Source organism: Geodermatophilus telluris (genome assembly GCF_900102745.1).
Lineage (GTDB): Bacteria > Actinomycetota > Actinomycetes > Mycobacteriales > Geodermatophilaceae > Geodermatophilus > Geodermatophilus telluris.
Genome location: NZ_FMZF01000005.1, coordinates 47,470 through 70,539, shown reverse-complemented (window position 1 = coordinate 70,539; position 23,070 = coordinate 47,470). Strand labels below are relative to the sequence as shown.

Annotated in this window: 21 protein-coding genes; 11 read left to right on the top strand and 10 right to left on the bottom strand. The window is 77.3% G+C overall.

Going from position 1 to position 23,070, the window contains the following annotated elements:
- Positions 1-21: 21 nt before the first annotated feature.
- Positions 22-798: an oxamate carbamoyltransferase subunit AllH family protein gene (locus BLQ97_RS16210; protein WP_245692289.1), complete on the bottom strand. Its 777-nt coding sequence runs from the start codon at positions 796-798 to the stop codon at positions 22-24.
- Between the two features lie 476 nt (positions 799-1,274).
- Here BLQ97_RS16210 and BLQ97_RS16205 point away from each other — a divergent pair, with 476 nt between their 5' ends.
- Both BLQ97_RS16205 and BLQ97_RS16200 read left to right on the top strand, forming a co-directional pair.
- Positions 1,275-3,221, top strand: coding sequence for a PucR family transcriptional regulator (locus BLQ97_RS16205; protein WP_245692287.1), 1,947 nt, complete (start codon positions 1,275-1,277; stop codon positions 3,219-3,221).
- A 46-nt stretch (positions 3,222-3,267) separates the two neighbouring features.
- Entirely contained in the window at positions 3,268-4,032 is a 765-nt protein-coding gene (locus BLQ97_RS16200; protein ID WP_091367070.1) for a DUF5995 family protein, read from the top strand.
- A gap of 103 nt (positions 4,033-4,135) precedes the next feature.
- Here the strand turns inward: BLQ97_RS16200 and BLQ97_RS16195 are convergent, their stop codons facing one another.
- The 3 genes from BLQ97_RS16195 to BLQ97_RS16185 form a co-directional block, all read right to left on the bottom strand.
- The gene (locus tag BLQ97_RS16195; protein WP_091367069.1) at positions 4,136-4,750 is read right to left on the bottom strand and encodes a TetR/AcrR family transcriptional regulator; all 615 of its coding nucleotides are present in this window, start codon (positions 4,748-4,750) and stop codon (positions 4,136-4,138) included.
- A complete protein-coding gene (locus BLQ97_RS16190; protein WP_091367348.1) occupies positions 4,743-5,552 on the bottom strand; it encodes an alpha/beta fold hydrolase in 810 nt (269 codons plus the stop codon). The genes BLQ97_RS16195 and BLQ97_RS16190 overlap by 8 nt, the downstream gene beginning before the upstream one ends.
- Positions 5,553-5,625: 73 nt before the next feature.
- Positions 5,626-7,206 (bottom strand): UDP-N-acetylglucosamine 1-carboxyvinyltransferase, encoded by a 1,581-nt coding sequence (locus tag BLQ97_RS16185; RefSeq protein ID WP_245692285.1) that lies wholly within the window; start codon positions 7,204-7,206, stop codon positions 5,626-5,628.
- Positions 7,207-7,293: 87 nt separating this feature from the next.
- Here BLQ97_RS16185 and BLQ97_RS16180 point away from each other — a divergent pair, with 87 nt between their 5' ends.
- Both BLQ97_RS16180 and BLQ97_RS16175 read left to right on the top strand, forming a co-directional pair.
- Positions 7,294-8,058 carry an SDR family oxidoreductase gene (locus tag BLQ97_RS16180; protein WP_091367068.1) on the top strand — a complete coding sequence of 255 codons (765 nt, stop codon included), beginning with the start codon at positions 7,294-7,296 and terminating at the stop codon, positions 8,056-8,058.
- A gap of 92 nt (positions 8,059-8,150) precedes the next feature.
- On the top strand, positions 8,151-9,131 hold the full coding sequence (locus BLQ97_RS16175) for a DMT family transporter (protein WP_091367067.1): 981 nt from the start codon (positions 8,151-8,153) through the stop codon (positions 9,129-9,131).
- Here BLQ97_RS16175 and BLQ97_RS16170 read toward each other — a convergent pair.
- From BLQ97_RS16170 to BLQ97_RS16160, 3 genes are read right to left on the bottom strand one after another with little or no spacing between them, the layout of a single operon-like run.
- Positions 9,122-9,568: a pyridoxamine 5'-phosphate oxidase family protein gene (locus BLQ97_RS16170; protein ID WP_091367066.1), complete on the bottom strand. Its 447-nt coding sequence runs from the start codon at positions 9,566-9,568 to the stop codon at positions 9,122-9,124. The two genes, BLQ97_RS16175 and BLQ97_RS16170, sit on opposite strands and share 10 nt — an antisense overlap.
- 40 nt (positions 9,569-9,608) lie before the next feature.
- Positions 9,609-10,409 carry a DUF998 domain-containing protein gene (locus BLQ97_RS16165; RefSeq protein WP_175471800.1) on the bottom strand — a complete coding sequence of 267 codons (801 nt, stop codon included), beginning with the start codon at positions 10,407-10,409 and terminating at the stop codon, positions 9,609-9,611.
- A gap of 58 nt (positions 10,410-10,467) precedes the next feature.
- Positions 10,468-10,881, bottom strand: coding sequence for a hypothetical protein (locus tag BLQ97_RS16160; RefSeq protein WP_091367064.1), 414 nt, complete (start codon positions 10,879-10,881; stop codon positions 10,468-10,470).
- A gap of 62 nt (positions 10,882-10,943) precedes the next feature.
- Between BLQ97_RS16160 and BLQ97_RS16155 the strand changes: the two genes are divergently transcribed.
- Entirely contained in the window at positions 10,944-12,164 is a 1,221-nt protein-coding gene (locus tag BLQ97_RS16155; protein WP_342670515.1) for an MFS transporter, read from the top strand.
- 111 nt (positions 12,165-12,275) lie between these two features.
- Here BLQ97_RS16155 and BLQ97_RS16150 read toward each other — a convergent pair whose 3' ends face one another.
- Positions 12,276-12,479, bottom strand: coding sequence for a hypothetical protein (locus BLQ97_RS16150; protein ID WP_091367062.1), 204 nt, complete (start codon positions 12,477-12,479; stop codon positions 12,276-12,278).
- A 64-nt stretch (positions 12,480-12,543) separates the two neighbouring features.
- Positions 12,544-12,849 carry a hypothetical protein gene (locus BLQ97_RS16145; RefSeq protein ID WP_091367061.1) on the bottom strand — a complete coding sequence of 102 codons (306 nt, stop codon included), beginning with the start codon at positions 12,847-12,849 and terminating at the stop codon, positions 12,544-12,546.
- A 194-nt stretch (positions 12,850-13,043) separates the two neighbouring features.
- Here BLQ97_RS16145 and BLQ97_RS16140 point away from each other — a divergent pair, with 194 nt between their 5' ends.
- Positions 13,044-15,656 carry an ExeM/NucH family extracellular endonuclease gene (locus BLQ97_RS16140; RefSeq protein WP_091367060.1) on the top strand — a complete coding sequence of 871 codons (2,613 nt, stop codon included), beginning with the start codon at positions 13,044-13,046 and terminating at the stop codon, positions 15,654-15,656.
- Positions 15,657-15,714: 58 nt separating this feature from the next.
- On the opposite strand, the gene malQ is transcribed toward BLQ97_RS16140, so the two are convergent.
- Positions 15,715-17,604: a 4-alpha-glucanotransferase gene (gene malQ, locus BLQ97_RS16135; protein WP_091367059.1), complete on the bottom strand. Its 1,890-nt coding sequence runs from the start codon at positions 17,602-17,604 to the stop codon at positions 15,715-15,717.
- Between the two features lie 101 nt (positions 17,605-17,705).
- On the opposite strand from malQ, the gene BLQ97_RS16130 reads away from it, so the two are divergent.
- The 5 genes from BLQ97_RS16130 to BLQ97_RS16110 all read left to right on the top strand — a co-directional run bounded on the left by BLQ97_RS16130 (position 17,706) and on the right by BLQ97_RS16110 (position 23,068).
- A complete protein-coding gene (locus tag BLQ97_RS16130; RefSeq protein ID WP_091367058.1) occupies positions 17,706-18,620 on the top strand; it encodes a MerR family transcriptional regulator in 915 nt (304 codons plus the stop codon).
- Positions 18,621-18,624: 4 nt separating this feature from the next.
- Positions 18,625-19,284, top strand: a complete 660-nt coding sequence (locus tag BLQ97_RS16125; RefSeq protein ID WP_139173709.1) for an alpha/beta hydrolase — start codon at positions 18,625-18,627, stop codon at positions 19,282-19,284.
- A gap of 61 nt (positions 19,285-19,345) precedes the next feature.
- Positions 19,346-20,419, top strand: coding sequence for a TIGR03885 family FMN-dependent LLM class oxidoreductase (locus BLQ97_RS16120; RefSeq protein WP_091367056.1), 1,074 nt, complete (start codon positions 19,346-19,348; stop codon positions 20,417-20,419).
- A gap of 111 nt (positions 20,420-20,530) precedes the next feature.
- A complete protein-coding gene (locus BLQ97_RS16115) occupies positions 20,531-22,204 on the top strand; it encodes an alpha-amylase family protein (RefSeq protein WP_091367055.1) in 1,674 nt (557 codons plus the stop codon).
- A 162-nt stretch (positions 22,205-22,366) separates the two neighbouring features.
- A complete protein-coding gene (locus BLQ97_RS16110; RefSeq protein ID WP_245692390.1) occupies positions 22,367-23,068 on the top strand; it encodes a hypothetical protein in 702 nt (233 codons plus the stop codon).
- Positions 23,069-23,070 lie beyond the last annotated feature (2 nt).

Here is a 23,070-nt window from a genome sequence, read left to right as displayed (position 1 = left end):
GGGGTGCGGAGCCGGGTGCGGTCAGCGCACCCGCAGGGTGCGGTCGACCAGGTCGATCGCGGTGCACAGGCCCAGCGCCATGGCCCGGCCGCTGGTGGAGCCGGTGGCCAGCAGGCCCTCGATCGCCGGGCCCAGCGGGCGCTCGCCGACCAGCCCGGCCAGCACCGCCGCGTACTCGCCGCTGACCCGCCCGGCCGCGGCGTGCCGCAGCAGCGCCCGGGACAGCTCGGTGGTGCGCCCGGCGGCCAGGGCGTGCACCCCGGCGGCGAACCGCTCGGCGGCGGGGTGCCCGAGCAGCACCAGCCCGGCCATCGTGCCGGCCATGACGTCGTCACCGGCGGGGGTCAGGCCGGGGCCCAGGCCCACCAGCCGCACCGCGGTGCGCAGCGCGGCGTCGAGGTCGGCCCGGCGGACGGCGCCGCGCAGCGCGGCCAGCGGGCCGCCCGGCCCCCCGGGCAGGCCGGGCAGGGTGAACGCGCTGTGCGGGACGCCCTCGCCGTAGAGGGTGTTGCGCAGCTGGCGCACCCCCTCGGGCAGCAGCGCCGGGCGCGGGCTGGGCAGCCGCGGCCGCGGGTCCCACCAGGCCGCCGCGCGGACGACGAGGTCGCCGACGACGATCCGGCCCCCGCCCACCTCGGCGGGCGCGCCGCTGGGCAGGGCGACCAGCGGGCGGCCGTTGCTGGGCCGGAAGAGCACGCAGCCCAGCGGCAGCCGGGCCGCGTCGCTGGTGAGCACGCCCACGACGTCGCCCCCGCGCTCGGTGGGCACCTGCAGGTACACCGCGGCCGGCGCGCTCATCAGCACGCGTGCGTGGCGGACCGGGCCGCGGAGGAGGTCGGCGACCCCCGTGCTGGCCGACGCCGGCACCGCCGACGGCGTCCGGACGGGCGCGCCCGAGCGCACCGCGTCCTGGGCCGCACGGGGGAGGGGGATCGTGGGGACCCCGGCGCGGGCGGCACGGCCCCCGACGCCGGCCCCCGAGCCGGGAGAGGAGTGGTCGATGGTGCGCATGGCTGGCCCTTCGCCGTCAGGTCGGGGGCGACCCTCCGCTCAGGGCCCCCGACCGGTCCGGTCCCTCCACCGGGAGCGGGCGGGGCGCCGGGTGCGGCGACCGCCTACCATCCAGCGGACGGAACGGACCGGGTCTCGAAGCTAAGCGGCGCGTCGCACGTCCTCGTATGGCGAATGTGGCCAAGAATGGGGGCGGCCGTCCAGGCACACATGCCAGGTTCCTGCAACTGGAGACATCGGGCGGCCGACGAGGAGGGCGAGTCGTGACTCAGGGTGAGGCCTACATGGCCTCAGGGTCGTACCCGACGGCGCCGCTGTCGTTCCCCCGCGGCCGCCAGCAGGCCGGCGGCGGGCGCTCGGGGCCGGCCCGGGACGACCGCTCCGGCTGGCGGGACCGGGTGGGCCTGCGGGTGGACGAGGCCCTGCGCCTGCCCCGCCTGGCCGGCGCCGAGGTGGTCGCGGGCCGGGCCGGGTTGGAGCGGACGGTCCGGCACATGGTCGTCGACGACCCCACCGCCCCGCTGGCCGCCGCCGGGCCCGACGTCGTGGTCGTCCTGGGCGCGCGGCTGCCCCCGGCCGACCCCGCCGACTGCCGGGCGCTGGTGGAGCGCCTCGACCACCTGGGCACCGCGGCGCTGGCCTACCGGCGCACCGAGGGCCCGCCGCCGCTGCCCGCCGAGGTGCTGGCCGAGGCCGACCGGCGGGCGCTGCCGGTCGTCGCGCTGCCGGCCACCGTCCGGCTCGACGAGGCGGTCTCGGAGGTCCTCGGCGCGGTCGTGCGCAAGCAGGGCGAGGCCCTCGTGCTCTCGGCCCGCATGCACGACCAGTTCATCGACGTCGCGCTCTCCGGCGGCGGGCTGGCCGAGGTCACCGAGCAGCTGGCCACCTTCCTGGAGGGCGCGGCGGTGCTCGGCCTGGGTCCCGACCGGGAGATCGTCACCAGCGCGGGGCCGCCCGACGACGTCGCCGAGATCAGCGACTGGCTGTGGCTGCTCGACGCCGAGGCCGAGGACGAGCTGGCCATGATGGCGCCGTCCAGCCGGGTCTCGGGCGTGCGCGCCGACCAGACCGTCGTCACCCCGGCCGACGTGCTGGCCGACGCCGACCTGTCCCCGGCCGACGGCATCCTGCTCGTCCCGGGCCACCACGAGCTGCCCGGCGGGGTGGGGGAGTACGCCGTCGCCCCGATCATGGCCGGCGACCAGCGGCACGGCTGGCTGGTCGCGGTGCACCGCAGCGGGCAGATGGTGGTCGGCGCCGGCGGGGTGCTGGAGCGGGCCGCCGTCGTCTCGGCGCTGTCGGTGATCCGCCAGCAGGCCGTGCACTCGGTCGAGCTGCGCTTCCAGGGCGACCTGGTGCGCCGGCTGGTCGCCGGGTCGCTGCGGCACACCGAGCGGGCGCTGGCGCAGACCCGCTCGTTCGGCTGGCGGCTCGACGGGCCGGTCGCCGTCCTGGTGACCGCCACCGAGACCGCCGCCGACCCGCAGGCCGACCCCACCCGCGCCCTCGACGTCCTCGACCGGCTGGCCGACGGCTGGCGGGCGGCGCTGGAGTCGGAGGTGTCCGGCGCGGCGGTGGCGGGGCTGTCCACGGAGATCGTCACCGTGCTGCCGCTGGACGAGCGGACGCCGGAGGACATCACCGCGCTGGTCACCGCCGTCACCTCGCGGGTCAACGCGCGGGTGCGCCGGGTGGGCCGGGTGCTGGCCACCGGGATCGGCCGCCCCGCGCTGTCGCTGTCGGCGCTGGGCGAGGCGCACCAGCAGGCGCAGCGGGCCCTCGGCGTCGGCCAGGAGATCCACGGCCCGACGGCGGTCACCCACTTCGACCAGCTCGGCGTCTTCCGGCTGCTCTCGCTCATCCCGGACTCCACCGAGCTGCGGTCCTACGTCGACGAGGTGCTCGGCTCGCTCGCCGACGCCTCCGACCCCGACTCGGCCGACCTGCGCGAGACGCTGCGGGTGCTGCTGGAGACCAACCTCAACGTCGCGGAGTCCGCGCGCCGGCTGCACTTCCACTACAACACGATGCGCTACCGGATCGGCAAGCTGGAGCGGCTGCTCGGGCCCTTCACCACCGACCCGACGCTGCGGCTGAACCTGCTGCTGGCGCTGCACGCGGCCCGGATGCGCGGGCTGGACCAGCCGCACCGGCCGCCCGTGGACTCCGGCCTGCTGCCGCCCGACGACGGGTACGACGCGCTGGCCTGAGCGGCCCCGGGCGCGGACGTGCCCGCGCTCGGGCAGCATCGGTCGGGTGACCGCACCGGTGGAGGAGCTCGTCGGCCGGATGCGGGCGCTGCTCGAGGAGCTGGAGGCCGACGGCGACCCGGGCCGGTTCTTCCTCGGCACCTACCTGCGCACCACCGAGGCGGTGGACGCCGCCATCGACGGCGGGCTCTTCGAGGACCCGGACTGGGTGACCGCCTGGGACGTCGACTTCGCCGAGTTCTACCTCGACGCGCTGGAGGCGCACCGCCGCGACCCGGCGTCCCCGCCCGCGCCGTGGCGCGCGGCGTTCGGCACCGACCCGCGCACCCGGCCCGAGGGGCACGTGCTGCTCGGCATGAACGCGCACATCAACTTCGACCTGCCGCAGTCGCTGGTGCGGGTGGTCCCCCCGGCCGACTTCGCCGACCCCGCGGTGCTCGAGCGCCGCCGCCGCGACCACGAGCGCATCGACGCCGTCCTGGCCGGGCGGGTGGCGCACGAGGACGTGGCGCTGCAGGCGGCGGGCTCCCGGCGCACCGTCGTCGACCGGGTGATGGCCGGGGCCAACCGGACGGCGGCGCGCGTGCTGCTGCGGGAGTCGCGGCGGCGGGTGTGGGCCAACACGGTGGCGCTGCACGAGGCGCGGCTGGTCGGTCCGGAGGAGCACGCGCGGCGGGTGGCGCAGCTGGAGGAGGTCAGCGCCGCGCGGGTGGCCGACCTGCGCCGCGGGGGCCCGGTGCTGCTGCGCCTGGCCCTCTTCGGCTTCGGCGTCGAGCTGCCGCGGGAGGGCGGCGACGATCAGGTGACCTGATCGTCGAGTGTCCGACCCGACGTCCCACGGTCGGGTAGGACGCTCCGCGGTCAGGTAGGACGCTCCGCGGTCAGGTAGGACGCGCCGCGATCAGATCACCTGGTCATCGCACGGGGTCCGGCGCCGGGCCGGGCGCGCTCGACCAGGACCGCAGCACCTCCCCGTGGCTGCGCACCAGCCGCCGGTAGCTGCGGTCGAGGTCCTGCGGGAGGGCGAACCCCCCGGCCGCCTCGAGGGCGGCGAAGCCGTGCAGCAGCGACCGCAGCCCGCGGACGGCGTCGACGGCGTCCTCGCCGGAGAGCCCGAAGCCGGCGAGCGCCGACAGCACCACACCCATGACCTCGTGCGCGGCGGCGCGGTGGTCGGCGGCACCGGCGGAGGTGTCCCCCTCCCCGGCGGGCGCCCGCAGCGTGGCGGCGTAGGCCCCCGGACGGCGGCGGGCGTACCCGCGGTAGGCCTCGGCGAGGGCGAGCAGCGCGTCCTCCCCGGCGCGGCCGACGGTGGCGGCGGACAGCTCGGCGGCCAGCTCCCGCTCGGCCGCCGCCGCGGCGTGCGCGTGCAGCGCGGGCAGCCCCGCGACGTGCTTGTAGAGGCTGGGCAGCCGCACGCCGCACCGCTGCGCCACCGCGGCCAGGGTCAGCCGGTCCAGCCCCACCTCGTCGGCCACCCGCAGCGCCTCGGCGACCACGGCGTCGCGCGACAGGCCCGCCCTAGGCACGGGCGGTCCAGCGCCCCAGCCGCTCCAGGACGGCGGGGAGGAGGACGTCGGGCCGCTGCGCGGCGGGGTAGTGGCCGGCGTCCTCGACGAGCAGCACCTCGGCCTCGCCGCCCAGCGCCGACGCGGCCCACGCGGCCTCGGCGGCCGGGTCGGGCCAGTCGGGGTCCCGGGCACCCACGACGACCAGGGCCGGCGCGCGGACGTCGCCCAGCCGCGCCTCGGTGGCGGCGTGCGAGGCGCGCGTCGTCCGGGAGAAGGCCGCGGCGCGCCCCGGCCGGCGCAGGGCGGCCCCCACGCTCGCCAGGTACCCGTCCTGGTCGGCGGGGACGTGCCCGGCGTAGAGCCGGGGCAGCCATGCCCGCCAGACGGCCGCCGCCCAGGGGCGCGCGGTGGCCAGCCGGAGGAGGGCCCGCTGCCAGGCCGGGGCGTCCCCGTCGCGGAGGAACGGCCCGGCGAGGACCAGCCCGCCGACCGCGTCGGGGCTCTCCGCGGCCAGCAGGGCGGCCACGCTGGCGCCCATCGAGGTGCCCACCACCACCGCGGGGCCGCCGAGCGTCCCGATCAGTGCCCGGAGGTCGTCGACCGACGCGGGGACGTCGTAGGCGGGGAAGGTCGCGTCGGAGTCGCCGTGCCCGCGCAGGTCGACCGTCGCGACGCGGTAGCCGCCGGCCACCAGCCCCGGCGCCAGGTGCCGGTAGCCCTGCCGGAGGTCGCCCATCCCGGGGACGCAGACGACGAGCGGCCCTTCGCCCTCGACGTCGAAGGCGATCCGGCCGCCGGGACGGTCCAGGTGCTGCGTCATCGTGCCCACCCCTCAGCTTCGGCTAGTACCAGTAGCCGTAAAGCTAGCGCCATTAGCCAAAGCGGGGCAAGGGTCAGTCGGAGAAGACCTCGATGGAGGCGCCGATCTCGACCAGCCGCTCGTAGAGGTGCTCGTAGCCCCGCGCGATGATGTCGACGTTGCGCAGCACCGAGGTCCCGCGCGCGGCGAGCATCGCCAGCAGGATGCAGACGGCCGGCCGCAGCGCCGGCGGGCAGACCACCTCGGCGCTGCGCCACCGGGTCGGGCCGGTGACGAGCACGCGGTGCGGGTCCATCAGCCGGACGTCGGCGCCCAGGCGGGTGAGGTCGGACAGGTGGATCGCGCGGTTGTCGTAGACCCAGTCGTGGATGAGCGTCGAGCCGGTGGCCGAGGCCGCGATCACCGCGAAGAACGGCAGGTGGTCGATGTTGAGGCCCGGGAACGGCATCGGGTGGATCTTGTCGATGGGCGCCTTGAGCTGCGAGGGCGAGATCGTGACGTCGGCCAGCCGGGTGTGCCCGTTGTCGGCCCGGTACTCCGGTGAGAGCGCGTACTGCAGCCCCATCTCGGCGAGCACCGCCAGCTCGATCTCGAGGAACTCGATGGGAGCGCGGCGCACGGTCAGCTCCGAGCCGGTGACGATGCCCGCGGTGAGCAGGCTCATCGCCTCGACCGGGTCCTCGCTGATCGTGTAGTCGACGTCGGCGTCGAGCACCGGCCGGCCGTGCACGGTCAGCGTCGTCGTCCCGAGGCCCTCGACGCCGACGCCGAGCAGCTGCAGGTACAGGCACAGGTCCTGGACCATGTAGTTGGAGCTGGCGTTGCGGATGACCGTGGTGCCGTCGGTGCGGGCGGCGGCCAGCAGCGCGTTCTCGGTGACGGTGTCGCCGCGCTCGGTCAGCACGATCGTGCGCCGCGAGCCGGGCCGGGGCTCGACGGCGGCGTGGTACTCGCCGGCGTGCGCCTCGACGGCCAGGCCGAAGGGGCGCAGCGCGATCATGTGCGGCTCGACGGTGCGGGTCCCGAGGTCGCAGCCGCCGGCGTAGGGCAGCCGGAAGGTCCGGGCCCGGTGCAGCAGCGGGCCGAGGAACATGATGATGCTGCGGGTCCGGCGGGCGGCGTCGGCGTCGATGCCGTCGAGGTCGAGGTCGTCGGGGACGACGAGGGTCAGGTCGCGGCCGGTGCCGTCCCAGGTGGCCGAGACGCCGATCGAGCGCAGCACGTCGAGGATGCGGTCCACCTCGACGATGCGGGCCACGTTGCGCAGCGTCGTCCGGCCGCGGTTGAGCAGCGAGGCGCACAGCAGCGCGACCGCGGCGTTCTTCGACGACTTCACCGTGACGCTGCCGCGCAGCGGCGTCCCGCCGGTCACCCGCAGGTGGGTCGGGCCGGACGCGCCCACGCCGAGCAGCTCGCTGTCGAGGGCGTCGGAGAGCCGGCCGAGCAGCTCGAGGGTCAGGTTCTGGCCGCCCTGCTCGATGCGGGCGACGTCGGTCTGGTCGGTGCCCAGCCGCTCGGCGAGCTGCTGCTGCGTCAGCCCGCGGTGCCGGCGCGCGTCGCGGACCAGCAGGCCGATCCGGCGGGTCGTGCCCGGGGCCAGGGGAGGAGGGGCATCGGCCGTCGGCGTGCGGAGGGTCGGGTCGGTCGACGTCACGGGGGGCCACGGTATCGCGCGTGCGGGACACGCCCGCCGGGGCGCGCCGGTGGAACGGGAGGGACCGGTCCGGCCACACTGTCGGGCGTGCAGGTACTGGTCACCGGAGGCAGCGGTCAGCTCGGTCGCGTCCTGGTCCCCGCGCTGCAGGCAGCCGGGCACGAGGTGCGGCAGATGTCACGCCGGGGGACGGGTCCGGGCGGGGTCCGCGGTGACCTCGCCACCGGGCGCGACCTGGCGGCGGCGGTCGGCGGGTCGGAGCTGGTCGTGCACGCGGCCAGCGACCCGCGCGGCGACCCGTGGCAGGTCGACGTCGCGGGCACCCGGCGGCTGGTGCAGGCGGTCGACCGCGACCGGCTGCGGCACCTCGTCTACGTCTCGATCGTCGGCGTCGACCGGGTGCCCTTCGGCTACTACCGCGCCAAGTTCGCCGCCGAGCAGGTGCTGCTGGCCTCCGGGCTGCCGGTGACGCTGGCCCGGATCACCCAGTTCCACCCGTTCGTCGACGAGCTGCTGGCCACCGCTCGCCGCGGGCCGGTGCTGCCGGTGCCGATGGGCTGGCAGGCCGCCCCGGTCGACGTCGCCGAGGCCGCCGGCTTCCTCACCGAGGTCGTCGCCGGGCCGCCGCTGGGCGACGTCGTGGAGTTCGGCGGTCCCGAGGCGCTGTCGGCGGCCGACCTGGCCCGGCTGTGGGTGGCCGCGCGGGAGCCCAACGTGCACGTGGTGTCCACCCCGCTGCCGGGCCGGCTCAGCGCCGCCTTCCGCGAGGGCGGCGTGCTGCCCTCGCCGGGAGCCGCCCGGGGCCGGCGCACCTACGCCGAGCACCTGCGCGGCCAGCACCTGCACGGCTGAGCGACCGCGCCGTCCCTGCCGTTCTCCGCGGCGGGGCTGCCACGTCCGGGAACCGCCAGCCCCCGGCCGCCGGCGGTCCCTAGGGTCCGGGTGTGACCCGTTCCCCCGCCGCGGCCGTGCTGGCCGCCGTCGTCGTCACGGTGCTCGCCTGGGCCTCGGCGTTCATCGGCATCCGCGCGGTCGGGGAGGACCTCTCGCCCGGTGCGCTGGCGCTGGGCCGCCTGCTGGTCGGGACGGCGGTGCTCGCGCTGCTGTCCCTGCGGCGCGGCTGGGTGGCCCCGACGCGGCGCGAGTGGGGACTGCTGGTGCTGTGCGGGGTGGCCTGGTTCGGCGTCTACAACGTCGCGCTCAACGCCGCCGAGCGGCACCTCGACGCCGGGACGACGGCGATGCTGGTCAACACCGGTCCGATCCTGATCGCCGTGCTCGCCGGCCTGGTGCTCGGCGAGGGCTTCCCGGGGCGGCTGGTGGCCGGGCTGACCGTCGCCTTCGCCGGGGTGCTGCTCATCGGCGTCGCCGGGCGCGACGGCGGCACCGACCTGCTCGGCGTCGTCCTGTGCCTGCTCGCCGCGGTGACCTACGCCGTGGGCGTCGTCGCGCAGAAGCCGGTGCTGCGCCGGCTGCCGCCCCTGCAGGTGACGGTCACGGCCTGCGCGGTCGGGGCGGCGTGCTGCCTGCCGTGGTCGGGCGCGCTGGCCGCCGAGCTCGCCGTCGCCCCGGCGTCGTCGGTGCTGGGCACGGTGTACCTCGGCGTGGTGCCCACCGCGCTGGCCTTCAGCACGTGGGCGTACGCGCTGGCGCGGGTCCCGGCGGGGCGCCTGGGCGTGACCACCTACCTGGTGCCGCCGCTGGTGGTGCTGCTGTCGTGGCTGCTGCTCGACGAGGTGCCGCCCGCGCTGGCCGTGGCCGGGGGCGCCGTGTGCCTGGCCGGGGTGGCGCTGGCCCGCAGCCGCGGGCGGGCGCGCCCCCCGGCCACGCCCGCCCCGTCAGGAGCGGCTGCAGCGGCGCCCGTGCAGGGGCACGCCGCGAGCGGGCGAGCGGTGGGGGGCACGGGGGTCCTTCCTCAGAGGTAGGCGCGCGGGTCCACGGCCGGCGGCAGCTCGCCCGGGACGATCCGCCGTCCGGTCACCGACGTCGGGATCAGTCGCAGCCAGCGGCCGTGCTCGCCCGGCGCCCAGGGCTGCACGCCGGTGGCCTCGGTGCGGGCCACCAGCTCGGCGCGGTGCCCGGCGCCGACCTCCTCGGCGACGCCGCGGACGAGCACGCTCCACCCGCTGCGGGTGCGCCGGTCGATCTCGTCGACCTCGAAGGTGACGTTGGCGTGGTCGGCGGCGGCCAGCTTGGTGCCCGGCGCGGTGCGGATGACGATCGTCGTCCCGTCCAGCGCGTAGGTGACCGGGAACACCAGCGGGTGGTGCTCGGCGTTGACGGCCAGCCGGCCGATCTCCTGGGTGGCCAGCAGCCGGGAGCACTCGTCGGCGGAGAGCTCCTCCATCGTGGGTCCGGTCATGCGCCCATCGTGGCGGGGGGACCGGGCACCCGCGACCGGTTCAGCGGCGGCGGGGGCCGGCCCAGGGGTCGTCGGGATCCAGGTCGTCGGCCGGGTCGTCGTGGAGGTCGTCCTGCGGGCCGGCCTCGCCCCGGCGGGCCAGGGCCTGCAGGGCGTCGTCGCGCTCGGCCTCGCGGCGCGCCCGCGCCGCCCGCTCCCGCTCGCGCTCGGCGGCGCGCAGCTGGCGCCGGGTGGGCCCCCCGGTGGCGGGCTCGGCGCGGGTGCCGGTGAGCCGCCACAGCACGGGACCGGTCAGCGCCAGGCCGATCGGGACCACGTAGGCCGCGACCCGCTCGGTGCCGCCCGCCCCGAGCAGCTCGACCACCCCGGCGCCGTAGAAGACCGTCGCCGCGGCGCCGAGCAGGCCCAGCAGCGCCAGCGTCGTCCCCAGCGCCTCCGACCACGGGCGGACGGCGTAGGCGAGCGCGATCAGCCCGGCCGCGCCGGCGACCAGGTACAGGACGGCGCCGGCGGTGTGCAGGGCCGGCGAGGTCAGCCGCGGGAAGACGCCGACCAGCAGCACCCCGAGCGCGGCCGCGCCCAGCAGCGCCACCGCGGGGCGGGCCGCCCGGCCGCGCAGCGCCGGCAGCAGCGCCACCGCGCCGCCGCCGATCAGGCCGGCTTGCACGACGAAGGAGGCGTTCATCAGCGCGTGCCCGGGCCAGGTGACGTCGCCGAGCGCGCTGACGACGTCGGCCGACCGCGAGTAGGGCAGCCCGGCGCGCAGCTGCACGACCGTCTCGACGACGAAGAACTGCAGGGTCAGCAGCCAGGCGAGGGCGCCCCCGGCGATCCGTCTCATCGGCACGCACCCCATGGTCCCAGCCGCGCCGGGGCCGCGGTCCGCGCGCGGGAGGCGGTCAGGGGAGGTGGGCGAGGAGCGCGGCGTACTGGGTCGGGGTCAGGTAGGAGGGGTTGCTGCCGGCGGGCACCCGCAGCACCTCGGCGCCGGCGACGGCGGGGTCGGCCAGCAGGTCGGCGCGCGGCACCGGCACCGGCAGCAGGGTCAGCCGGACGGGCACCAGCGGCCCGCGCTCGTCCTCGCCGACCTCGCCCGCGACCACCCCGGTGGCGTGCACGCCCGGGCGGTCGCGGCCGGAGAGCCAGAGCAGGCACGGGCTACCGGGCGCGACCAGCCCGACGCGGTAGGACCGGAACAGGCAGCGGGTGAGCGTCCGCTCCTCGCCGGGGCGCCACCCGGGGACGACGGCCGACGGCGGCCGCGCGGTCTTCACCACCCAGCAGGCGACGTCGGCGGGCTGCAGGCGGGTCACCGGCCCATCCCAGCAGCAGGGCACGATGACCGCGTGGCGCGCCCCGACCGTCGACCCCGGCCCTGAGCGGCGCGGGCCCGCTGCCGCGGGGGCACCGCGCGGGCGAGCCGGGGCTGCGCCGCGCGTCGACGGCGGTCTTCCTGGCCGGGCTGGCCGTCTTCGCCGTCCTCTACGCGCCGCAGGCCCTGCTGCCCGAGCTGACCCGGGCGTTCGAGGTCACCCCGGCCGCGGCCACGCTGTCGGTCTCCGGTGCGACGGCGGGGCTGGCCGTGGGGCTGCTGGTGCTCGGGCCGCTGTCGGACCGGGTGGGCCGCACCGCCGTCCTGCGGGCGGCGCTGGTCGCGGCCACCGTGCTGGCGGTGCTCCTGGCGCTGGTGCCGGCCTGGGAGCCGCTGCTGGTGCTGCGGGCGCTGCAGGGCTTCGCGCTGGCCGGGCTGCCCGCCGTGGGCGTGGCCTACCTGCGCGAGGAGCTCGACGCCTCGGTGAGCTCGCGGGCCATCGGGCTGTTCGTCGGCGGCACCGCGATCGGCGGGCTCAGCGGCCGCCTGCTGGCCGGGGCGCTGGCCGACCTGGGGGGCTGGCGGGCCGCGCTCGGGGCGACCGCGGGGCTGGCGGTGGCGTGCACGGCCGCGGTCTGGGTGCTGCTGCCGGCCTCCCGCCGCTTCGTCCCGGTGCCGCGCGGGACGCCGGTGCTGCAGCAGCTGGCCCGCGGGTTCGGCGACCCGGTGCTGCTCGGCCTCTACGGGCTCGCCGCGCTGCTCATGGGCGGCTTCGTCGCCGTCTACAACGCCGGCACCTTCCGGCTCGAGGCGCCGCCGTACGGCCTGTCGCCGGCGCTGGCCGGGCTGGTCTTCCTCAGCTACCTGCTCGGCTCGGTGAGCTCCCCGCTGGCCGGCGGGCTGGCCGAGCGGGTGGGCCGGCGGGTCGTCGTCCCGGCGGGGATCGTGCTCACCGCGGCCGGGCTGCTGCTCACCCTCGCCGAGCCCCTCGCGCTGTTCGTCGCGGGGCTGGCGGTGCTCACCGTGGGCTTCTTCGCCGCGCACGGCGTGGCCAGCGGGTGGGTGGCGGCCCGGGCGGCGCTGGGGGAGCGGCCGGTCGGGCAGGCCGCCTCGCTGTACTCGTTCTGGTACTACGTCGGCTCCTCGGTGGGCGGCACCGTGGCCGGCCGGGCGTGGGCGGACGCCGGGTGGCCGGGCGCGGCCGCCGTCGCCGGCACCGGCGTCGGCGGGGCGCTGGTGCTCGCGCTGCTGCTCGGCCGCAGCCGCAGCCTGCAGGCTCGCTGAGGGCCGGCGGGGGCACCGGACCCGCGGCCCGGTGCCCCCATCGACGTGCTGGAACGGCCCTCCTGCAGGCCCCGCGCCGAGCGGAGCGAGGCGTGGGGGGCAGGAGGGTCCCTACTCGGTGGCGGCGTGGAACTCCGCGCCGGCCGGGTCGGCGTCGTCGGAGCCGACGGCCTGCCGCTCCTGCTCGGTGCGGTGCTGCAGCGCCTCGTCGTTCGGGCGCGGGTCGCTCTTGCCGTGCTCCTGGCGCGTCCTCGGCGCCGACTCCTCGGTGTCCATGACGTCGTCGAGGGTGGGGCGGTCGGGTGGGGTGGTCATCGCGGTCCCTCCGGGGTCGGTTGTCCACCGGAGCCCATAGCCGCCCCGCCGCGGGGGAAACCCGTCAGCGCTGCTGGAGGGAGCCCGCGGGGAGCCAGGCCTCGACGAGCACCGGCCCGTGCGGCCCGGGGACGGCGTAAGCGACGCGGCCCTGCCAGCCCTCGGGCCGCTGGCGCCACTCGACCAGCAGCCCCGGCACGGTGCCCGGGGCGCCGGGCGGGGCGTGCACCCAGCAGTGCCGGCCGGCCCCGTCCTGCCGCGGGGGTGGGTCCGGCGTGGGCGACGTCGAGAGCGGCGGTGCGGGCGGCGGGCGGACGCCGGAGTCGGCGGCCCGCTCGCCCAGCGACGGCCGCGACCTGCCCCGGTGCATCCCGCCAGCCACCTGCGCAGTCTGGCACGACGGTCGAACGCTTGTTCGATCCGGAGCGGCGGGACCGGCCGGCCGGCCTGGCGGGTCGCGCGGGTTCCGGTACAGACTGCACGCGCGGAGTCACCTGTCCGTCACGTCCTGTCGTCGGAGAGACCCGGCCCCGCTCAGTCCCGGTACCTCCCGAAGGGATCTCCGTGCGCTCCTCCCCCCGCACCCGGCGCGTGCTCGCGCGCCGGGCGGCGCTCGGCACCGCCGCCGCGTCCCTGGCCGTCGTCGGTCTCCCCGCGGTCGCCACGGCCGCCCCGCCGACCACGCCCTTCGTCTCCGAGATCCACTACGACAACACCGGCACCGACACCGGCGAGTTCGTCGAGGTGACCTTCCCGGCCGGCTCGGGGACGACCGGCTGGACGGTCGAGCTCTACAACGGCAACGGCGGGCGGCGGTACGCCACCGACGCCGTCGCGCCGGGCGAGGGGGGCGTCGGCGTCGTCCGCTACGCCAACAGCCTGCAGAACGGGGCGCCCGACGGCGTGGCGCTGTTGCAGGACGGCCGGGTCGTCGAGTTCCTCTCCTACGAGGGCGTCGTGACCGCCACCGACGGCGCCGCGGCCGGCCGGACGAGCACCGACATCGGCGTGGCCGAGTCCGAGGGCACCGGCGCGGGCCGGTCGCTGTCGCGCCTGTACGACCCGGTCGCCGACGAGTCGTTCTGGGAGGCCGGCGCGGCGACCCCCGGTGAGGTGAACCCGACGCCCCCGCCGGTGCCCGACGTCTGCGGCACCCCGGTCACCGCCGAGATCGGCCAGGTGCAGGGGACCGGGACCGCCACCCCGCTGGCCGGCCGCACGGTCACCGTCGCCGGGGTGGTCGTCGGGGACGTGCCCGGCCTCGGCGGGTTCTACCTCCAGGACCCCGACGGCGACGGGGACCCCGCGACCTCCGACGGCGTCTTCGTCGCCAGCAACGCGCCGGTGGACCTCGGCGACCGGGTGGCCGTCACCGGCCCGGCCGGCGAGGACTCCGGGCAGACGCAGGTCGCCGCCCGGCGGTCCGTCTCGGTCTGCGCCGAGGGCGGCCCGGCCGACCTGCCGGCGCCCGCGGCCCTCGACCTGCCGGCCGACGACGCCGCCCGCGAGCGGCTCGAGGGCGTGCTCGTGGCCCCCGACGCCGGTCTGGTGGTCAGCGACGTCTTCCCGCTCGTCGGCGGGGCGGCCGGCGGGTTCGGCGAGCTGACGCTGGCGGCCGACCGCGTGCTCCTGCAGCCCACCGAGGTCGCCCGCCCCGGCACCCCGGAGGCCGCGGCCGTCGCCGCGGACAACGCGCTGCGCCGGGTCGTCCTCGACGACGCCTCCACCGCCCGCACGTCGGCCACCGACCGGCCCCACCTGACCGTGGCCGGCCCGGTGCGCGTCGGTGACCCCGTGCGCTTCACCGCCCCGACGGTGCTCGGTTCCGGCTTCGGCGCCTGGCGGCTGCAGCCCGCCGACGGCACGCCGGAGGGCACCTTCGCCGCGCAGGACACCCGCACCGGGGCGCCCGACCCGGTGGGCGGTGACGTCCGGGTCGGCGCGTTCAACGTGCTCAACTACTTCACCACCCTGACCGGCCCGGACGCCCGCGGCGCGACCAGCCCGGCGGAGTTCGAGGAGCAGGCGGCCAAGATCGTGAGCGCCATCGGGGCGCTCGGCGCCGACGTCGTCTCCCTCATGGAGATCGAGGACACCGACTCCACCGGCGCCAGTCCCGGCGACGCCGACGGCGCCCTCGCCGACCTCGTCGGCCGGCTCAACGCCGCCGCCGGGTACGACGAGTGGGCCTACGTCCCGCTGCCCGACGAGCTCTACGACGTCGACCGCGACGTCATCCGCAGCGCGATCGTCTACCGCGACGACGTGGTGCAGCCGGTGGGCGACCCCGTCGGGCTGGTCGACGAGGAGGTCTGGGACAACGCCCGCGAGCCGCAGGCGCAGACCTTCGTCAAGGACGGCGACGCGTTCACCGTGGTGGCCAACCACCTCAAGTCCAAGGGCGCGAGCGGGGCGACCGGCGACAACGTCGACGCCCGGGACGGCCAGGGCGCCTACAACGGCGACCGCACCCGGCAGGCCGCCTCGCTCGCCGCGTTCGCCGACCGGCTGCGCGCCGACACCGGCGACGACGACGTCGTCCTGCTCGGCGACTTCAACGCCTACAGCCAGGAGGACCCGGTCGTCGCGCTCCGCGAGGCCGGCTACGGCGACCTCGGCGAGGACCTCGACCCGGGCCGCTACAGCTACGTGTTCGACGCGCTGTCGGGGTCCCTCGACCACGCGCTGGCCACGCCGGCCATGGCCGGGAAGGTGACCGGCCTCGCGCACTGGAACGTCAACGCCGTCGAGTCGGCGGCCTACCAGTACGACGGCGACCCGGCGCTGTACGCGCCCGACCCGTACCGGTCCAGCGACCACGACCCGCTGGTGCTCGGCATCGACCTCGCCGAGCGCTGCCGGGGCCTGGTCCCGACGATCACCGGCACCGACGGGGACGACGTCCTCACCGGCACCGACGGGGTCGACGTCGTCATGGGGCTCGACGGCGACGACGTGCTCAGCGGTGGCAACGCCGACGACGTGGTCTGCGGCGGCGCCGGCGCGGACACCCTCTCCGGTGACAACGGTGCCGACGTCCTGCTCGGCGGCTTCGGCCCCGACGCCCTCGACGGCGGCAACGGCGACGACACCCTCGTCGGCGGTCCCGGGGACGGCGACGTGCTGACCCAGGGCCGCGGTGCGGGCAGCGCCGAGCAGGAGGGCGCCGAGTCGTGATGGAGGACCCCCTCGCCCCCCGCGCCGAGATCGCCAGGCGTGGGGGGCGAGGGGGTCCTCACTCGGAGCGGGCCTCGCCGCCGGGCTGCTCGCCGAGGGCGTCCTCCTCCGGGTCGCTGGTGCGGGTCACGCCCTCGCCCAGCGTCCGGGCCACCTCCGCCAGCAGCGGGTGTCCTGCCAGGTCCTCCACGAGCACCGGCAGCGGCAGCGACCAGTTGGGCCGCTCGGTGGTGCCGGGCACGTTCGGCCGGCGGCGCTCGGCGACCGCGTCGTCCAGGGTGGCCGACAGCAGCAGCGAGGGCGCCCGCGCCAGCAGCTCGTGCGCCCGCCGGACCGCCGTCTCCGGCTTCGCGTTCCTCCGCAGCCCGGGCAGCCGCTCCAGCAGCGAGCGCCGGCCGCGCTCGAGCTCCTCGTCGGTGCCGGTCCCGTACCGCCGCTGCTCCTCGACGTCGGCGCCGCTCCACAGCCCGGCCACGGTGGGCAGGTCGTGCGTGGTGATCGCGGCCATCGCCGCGTCGGGCCACTCGGTGGGGTCGTCGTCCTCGAACCACAGCAGCCGGTAGGACAGCACGCCGTGCTCGGCCAGGGCCTCGCGGACGCCGTCCTCGACGGTGCCCAGGTCCTCCCCGACGACGACGGCCTGCGCCCGGTGGCTCTCCAGCGCGACGATGTCGAGCAGGTCCTCGGCCGGGTAGCGGACGTAGGCGCCGTCGGCCGCGCTGCCGCCGCTGGGCACCCACCACAGCCGGAACAGGCCCATGACGTGGTCGATCCGCAGCCCGCCGGCGCCGGCCATGGTGGCGCGGATGGACTCGACGAACGGCTCGTAGTCCGCCGCGCGCAGCCGCCAGGGCACCAGCGGCGGGGAGCCCCAGTCCTGGCCCTGGGAGTTGAACGCGTCCGGCGGTGCGCCGACGCTCACGCCCTGGGCGAGCACGTCCTGCCACGTCCACGCGTCGGCGCCGCCGCCGGCCACGCCGATCGGCAGGTCCTGGATGACGGTCATGCCCTCGGTGGCCCGCTCCAGCTGGCGCGACAGGCACCACTGCAGCCAGGCGTGGAAGGCGACGTCGCGCTCGTGCTCGGCGACGAAGGCGCCGACGGCCTCGCTGCGCGGGTCGCGCAGCTCCTCGGGCCAGGCGTGCCAGTCGGGGCCGTGGACGTCGGCCAGCGCGCACCAGGTGGCCCAGTCCTGCAGCTTCTGGCCCTGGAACCACCACCACTCGGGGAAGGCCGGCTCGTCGCGGCCGGTGGCGTCGAACACCCGGCGCAGCGCCTCGCGCTTGCGCGCCCAGACGGCGTCGCGGTCGATCAGCTCGCCGTCGGACAGCGCCCGCCCGGCGTCGCCGTCGACCTCGACGCGGTCGGCGCCGGGCACCTCCTCCACCCGCAGGTAGAGCGGGTTGCGGAAGCGGCGGGTGGCCGGCAGGTAGGGGCTGGCCTCCTGCTCCGGGGTGGGGGCGACGGCGTGCAGCGGGTTGACCAGCACGAAGCCGGCGCCCTGGTCGGCGGCCATCTCGCGGACGGCGCGCAGGTCGGCGAGGTCGCCGACGCCCCAGCTGCCGCGGCTGCGGGTGGCGTAGAGCTGCACCGCCCAGCCCCAGGCGCGGTCCTCGGGCAGCCAGCACCGGCCGGGCGAGACGACCAGCCGGCGGCGCGGGCCGCCGGGCACCTGCAGCCAGTGGTAGCCGAGCGGGAAGTCCTCGGGCAGCTCGCCGTCCACGTGGCGGGTCGAGCCGTCCTCGAGGGTCACCTCGGCCTCGTCGACCTCGAGGGCGTCGCCGGGGCGGGCGACGACGGGTGCGCGGTGGTCGAGGTCCTCCGGGGGCTCGCCGATCACCTCCCGCAGGCGCTCGATGGTGGCCTCGGCGACCTCGTGTTCCTCGTCCAGGGCGTCGAGCCAGGTGGCGTCGATGCCCCACCGGTCGGTGTCGGGGGTGCGTGTCACCCCTCGATCCTCCGGGGCCGAGGAGGTGATCGCAGCAGGGGACGGAGTGGTGCCGCTTACGTCTGGACCCTCCAGCCGGTGGAGGGTGCAGGGTCGGGCGTGTGGAGGCAGTCCTGCTCACCATCGGCGAGGTGGCCGCCCGCCTTGGCGTCCCGGTGCGCACCGTGCGCTTCTGGTCCGACGCCGGGCTGGTCGACCCGCCGGTCCGCTCGGCCGGCGGCTACCGGCTCTACGACGCCGCCGCCGTGGCGCGGCTGGACCTGGTGGCCACCCTGCGTGGCCTCGGGCTGGGACTGCCCGCCGTCCGCGAGCTGCTGGCCGCCCGCCGCACGGTGGCCGACCTCGCCGCCGAGCACGTGCGCGCCCTCGACGCCGAGATCGGCCTGCTGCGGTTGCGCCGGACGCTGCTGCAGGCCGTCGTGCACGCCGGCACCCCGACCGAGGAGATGAGGATCGTGTCCGACCTGGCCGCGCTGTCCGCCCGGGAGCGGCAGCAGATCGTCGACGCCTTCGTCGACCGCGCCTTCGCCGGCCTGCCCGACGACGCCCCCGGCGCCGGGCTGGCCGCGCCGATGCGGTCGCTGCCCGCCGAGCTGCCCGAGGAGCCCACCGCCGAGCAGGTCGCCGCCTGGCTGGAGCTGGCCCGGCTGCTGGCCGACGACGGCTTCGCCGCGCGGGTGCGGGAGATGGCGGTGGCCGGCGCCGGTGCCGTCCCCGGGGACCCCGACCCCGGGGTCGACGCCGGCCGCCTGCAGACGCTGGGCCGCCGCGCGCTCGCCGACGGCGTGCCGCCGGGCGGTGCCGCGGCGGAGGCGCTGGTCGCCGAGCTGCTCGACGACGGCCGGGACGGCGCTCCCGGCCGCCGGGCCGCGCTCGCCGACCGGCTGGCCACCTTCACCGACGCCCGCGTCGAGCGGTACTGGCAGCTGCTCGGCGTGCTCAACGGCCGGCCGCCGTTCGAGCCCTCGGTGCCCGCCGTCGAGTGGTGGGTGGCCGCGCTGCGTGCGGCACCCTGAGGCGGTGGACCGGCTGCTGCTCGTGCACCCGCCGCTGCTCGGCCCGGCGGTGCTCGCCCCGCTCGCCGCGCGGTTGCGTGCCGACGGCGCGTCGGTCGCGGTCCCCGACCTGCGGGCCGCGGTGCAGGACCCGGCGGCCGGCCGCCCCTCGGCCGCCGGGTGGGCGCAGCGCTGGGCGGCCGCGGTGGGCCCGGCCGACGTCGTCGTCGCCTTCTCCGGCGCCGGGATCGCGCTGCCGCTGCTGGCCGCCGCCGCGTCGGCCCGCCGGGTGGTCTGGCTCGACGCGGTCCTGCCGCCGGCCGCGGGGACGGCGGGGTGGCCGGCCGACGTGCGTGAGCGGGTGGCGCCGCTGGTGGGGGAGGACGGCCGGGTCGCCGACTGGACGACGTGGTGGGGCCCCGGCGCCATGGCGGAGCTGCTGCCCGACCCCGACCTGCGGGCCGCCGTCCTCGCCGAGGGGCACCGGCTGCCGGCGGACCTGTGGTCGACCGCCGTCCCCGTGCCGCCGCTGACCGCCGCCCCCCGCTACGTGCACCTCTCACCGGCCTACGACGGCGACGCCGGGGCCGCCCGGGACCGCGGCTGGCCGGTCGCCGGGGACGGCCGCGGCGCGCACCTCGACGTCACCACGGACCCGGCGCGGGTGGCCGCGCTGCTCGGCTGAGGGCGTTGCGGCACACCGCGGTCCCGTGGCCGCGAGCTCCGGGCTGCGGTAGGCACGCACGGTGACCGTGATCGGCTTCCACAACTCGCACGAGCAGGTCCACCCGGCCGAGCTGCTGGCCGCCGTCCAGCACGCGGAGGAGGTGGGCTTCACCGCGGCGATGTGCTCCGACCACTTCGCGCCCTGGAACTCCAACCAGGGGCACTCGGGGTTCGCCTGGTCCTGGCTGGGCGCCGCGCTGGCCACCACCGGCCTGCCCTGCGGGGTGGTCAACGCCCCCGGGCAGCGCTACCACCCGGCGGTCATCGCGCAGGGCGCGGCGACGCTGGCGGCGATGTTCCCCGGCCGCTTCTGGATGGCGCTGGGCAGCGGGCAGGTGATGAACGAGCGGATCACCGGCACCCCGTGGCCGCCCAAGCGGGTGCGCGACGCCCGGCTGCGCGAGTGCGTCGACGTCATCCGCGCCCTGCTGGCCGGGGAGGAGGTCACCCACCGCGGGCTGGTCGACGTCGAGCGGGCGCGGATCTGGTCGCTGCCCGAGCAGCAGCCCGCGCTCATCGGCCCGGTGATGAGCGTCGCCACGGCGCGGCGGCACGCCGACTGGGCCGACGGGTTCATCACCATCAACCAGCCGCACGAGACGCTGCGCGAGCTCGTCGGCGCCTACCGGGACGCCGGCGGGCAGGGCCGGCTCGTGCTGCAGGTGCACCTGTGCTGGGACCCCGACCCGGAGCGGGCCCGGCAGATCGCCTACGAGCAGTGGTTCACCAACACCTTCCCGCCGCCGCTGTGCTGGGACCTCGACGGCCCGGAGGCCTTCGAGCAGGCCAGCGCGTACACGCCGCAGGAGGCCGTCGAGGGCGCCGTCCGGGTGAGCTCCGACCTCGGCCGGCACGCCGCCTGGCTGGCCGAGTACGTCGAGCTCGGCTTCGACGAGGTCTACCTGCACCACGTGGGCAAGGAGCAGAAGCCGTTCCTGGACGCGTTCGGCGAGCGCGTCCTGCCGCAGCTCGGCGTCACCCGGCCCGAGCCCGCGATCGCCCTCGACGGCCCCGGCGGTCCGCGCCGTCCCCGCCAGGAGCCCGAGCCCGGGCCGCCCACGGTGCTGCCCGGGGGCCGGCCCGGCGACAACTGACCTCCGCCGCCGCCGAGTGTGCAGTCGGTGCCGCTCCCGCCGGCGTGTCCGCGCGTGTCGGCGGCCGCAACTGCTCACTCGGCCCGCACGCCGTCCTGAGGGGACCCGAACGTGAAGATCACCGACACCGCCGACGTGTGGTGGAAGACCGCCGTCGTCTACTGCCTCGACGTCGAGACCTACCTGGACTGGGACGGCGACGGGTGCGGTGACCTCGCCGGGCTGGCCCAGCGCATCGACCACCTGGCCGCCCTCGGCGTCACGTGCCTGTGGCTGATGCCCTTCTACCCGACCGCCGAGCGCGACGACGGCTACGACATCACCGACTTCTACGGCGTCGACCCGCGGCTGGGCACCCACGGCGACCTGGTCGAGGTCATCCGCACCGCCAACGACCGCGGCATCCGGGTGATCGCCGACCTCGTCGTCAACCACACCTCGATCGAGCACCCGTGGTTCCAGCGGGCACGGCAGAGCCGGGACGACCCGTTCCACGACTTCTACGTCTGGCGCGACGACGAGCCGCCGGACACCAGCGACCAGGTGGTCTTCCCCGACCAGGAGGACTCGGTCTGGACGTTCAACGAGCCCACGGGGGAGTGGTACCTGCACCGCTTCTACAAGGAGCAGCCCGACCTCGACGTCACCAACCCGCGGGTCCGCGACGAGGTCGCCAAGATCATGGGCTTCTGGCTGCAGCTGGGCCTGTCCGGCTTCCGCGTCGACGCCGTCCCCTTCTTCCTGGAGACCGAGGGCGGCGCCGACAGCGAGGACTTCCCCGACCCGCACGAGTACCTGCGCGCGCTGCGTGCCTACGTCGGCCGGCGCACCGGCAGCGGGGTGCTGCTCGGCGAGGTGAACCTGCCCCACGAGCAGCAGGAGGAGTTCTTCGGCGGGGACGACGGCGACGAGCTGACCATGCTGTTCGACTTCGTCGGCATGCAGGCGATGTACCTGTCGCTGGCCCGCGGCGACGCCGGCCCGCTCGCCACCGCGCTCACCTCCCGCCCCGAGGTCGATCCCGACAGCCAGTGGGCCACCTTCGTGCGCAACCACGACGAGCTCACCCTCGACAAGCTCAGCGACGACGAGCGGCAGGAGGTCTTCGCCGCCTTCGGCCCCGAGGAGCGGATGCAGGTCTACGGCCGCGGCCTGCGCCGCCGGCTGCCCCCGATGCTCGACGGCGACCCGCGGCGGGTCCGGATGGTCTACAGCCTGCTGTTCAGCCTGCCCGGCACGCCGGTGCTCTTCTACGGCGAGGAGATCGGCATGGGCGAGGACCTCCGCGCGGAGGGCCGGCTCGCCGTCCGCACGCCCATGCAGTGGACCCCCGGGCCCAACGGCGGGTTCTCGACCGCCGACCCCGACCGGTTGCCCGGGCCGGTGGTCGACGGCGGGTTCGCGCCGGAGTTCGTCAACGTCGCCGACCAGCGCCGCGACCCCGACTCGATGCTGTCCTTCGTCACGCTGCTCGTCCGGCGCTACCGCGAGTCGCCGGAGCTGGGCTGGGGCGCGTTCCGCGTGCTCGACCAGCCGCACCCGGAGGTGCTGGCCCACCTGTCCACGTGGGACGACGGCACCGTCGTCGCGGTGCACAACCTCGGCCCGGAGCCGCGGGTGGTGCCGCTGACCCTCGAGGGCTGCGACGCCTCCCACCGGCTGGAGGACCTGCTCGACACGCACACCACCCGGGTCGGGGAGGACGGGGCGGTGGAGCTCACCCTCGACGGCTACGGCTACCGCTGGCTGCGGGTGGTGGCCGAGGACAGCCGCCGCCTGCTGTGACGCCGCCGTGACGCCGGTGGGGACGGGCGGTGGGGACGGGCGGTGACGGGCGGTGCGGCCCGGACGACGTCGCGTGGCCGCGCGCCGGGACGCCCCGGTGCCGGCCGCCGCGCCCGGGGGCCTGAGCAGGTCGGTCGGTGGCCCCGCCTAGCGTGATCACCGATGTCCGATCCCACCGCCCCCGCGCCCTCCGCCCCCGCCGCCCCTGCCGGGTCCGTCCCGCAGCCGGGCCCGCCGTCGCCCGTGCCCACCGGCCCGGCCACCGCGCCCGTGTCGGCACCGGCCGGCCGGGCGGGCACGGCCGGGGCGAGCGCCGTCGGCACGGCCCCGGCCCCGGGCGCGCAGCCGCCCGGCACGCCGCCCGCGACCGCGGCCCAGCCCGCGGTCGCGCCCACCGCCAAGCCCACCGCCCAGCCCACCACCCAGCCCGGAGCCCAGCCCGCGGCTGCCGACGCCGGCCCGCACGCCACCGGCCCGGTGAGCGGGCGCCCGCCGGCGCCGCCGGTGGTGCGGCCCCGGCGGAGGGACCCGCTCACCCGCATGGGCCCGTGGGCGCCGGCCGCCGGTGCCGCCCTGGGGCTGGTGGCCGGGCTGGTCGCCGTCTGGGTGCTCGGAGGGCGGGCCGACGGCTTCGCCGAGGGGCTGGCGCTGGTCTTCCTCGTGGTCGGGCTGACCATGCTCGGCGCGGCCGCGGCGCTGCTGGCCGACGAGGTGCGGCTGGTGCGCCGCGGCGCGCGCGAGGCAGCCGTGCGGCCGGCCTGGGTCGAGGTCACCGCCGGGCTGATCAACGGGCTGACCCCGGCCCGGCTGCTGCTGGCCAGCAGCGCGTTCGTGCTGTTCCTGGCGGCCTACACGGGCCGCTGAGC

Bases quoted from the DNA above. Each gene is read 5' to 3' on its own strand.
- BLQ97_RS16210 (WP_245692289.1), bottom strand. From the start codon at position 798: ATGAGCGCGCCGGCCGCGGTGTACCTGCAGGTGCCCACCGAGCGCGGG.
- BLQ97_RS16190 (WP_091367348.1), bottom strand. From the start codon at position 5,552: ATGACGCAGCACCTGGACCGTCCCGGCGGCCGGATCGCCTTCGACGTC.
- BLQ97_RS16170 (WP_091367066.1), bottom strand. From the start codon at position 9,568: ATGACCGGACCCACGATGGAGGAGCTCTCCGCCGACGAGTGCTCCCGG.
- BLQ97_RS16165 (WP_175471800.1), bottom strand. From the start codon at position 10,409: ATGAGACGGATCGCCGGGGGCGCCCTCGCCTGGCTGCTGACCCTGCAG.
- BLQ97_RS16150 (WP_091367062.1), bottom strand. From the start codon at position 12,479: ATGACCACCCCACCCGACCGCCCCACCCTCGACGACGTCATGGACACC.
- BLQ97_RS16145 (WP_091367061.1), bottom strand. From the start codon at position 12,849: ATGCACCGGGGCAGGTCGCGGCCGTCGCTGGGCGAGCGGGCCGCCGAC.
- BLQ97_RS16110 (WP_245692390.1), top strand. From the start codon at position 22,367: ATGTCCGATCCCACCGCCCCCGCGCCCTCCGCCCCCGCCGCCCCTGCC.